General features: G+C 61.3%; 1 protein-coding gene. It reads right to left on the bottom strand.

Annotated elements, in window-relative coordinates; all coding sequences use genetic code 11:
- On the bottom strand, positions 1-292 hold a 292-nt coding region (locus ACWGTO_RS34005; RefSeq protein ID WP_454579021.1), incomplete at both ends, for a KUP/HAK/KT family potassium transporter.

The raw sequence follows: 292 nt of genomic DNA on the forward strand, positions 1-292 counted from the left end.
AGCGCCGCGACAGGAAGAATGACGTCGTCATGATGTCGAACTTCCAGCCCTGCTTGCGGCAGATCGCCAGAGCGCGCGGAATGTTGGGCTGTTCCATGTAGCCGAAGGTCAGCGTCACCCGCATGAACAGCTCGTTGACCGTCTCCATCTTGACGCGCTCGCTGTCGGGCACCAGCGGCTGCGGTGCGGTGACAACCGACAGGATGACATTCTGCTCGTGCAGCACCTTGTAATGCTTCAGGCTGTGCATCAGCGCCGTCGGCGCGCTTTGCGGATCGCTGGTCAGGAACAC

Source organism: Mesorhizobium sp. PL10, assembly GCF_053714315.1.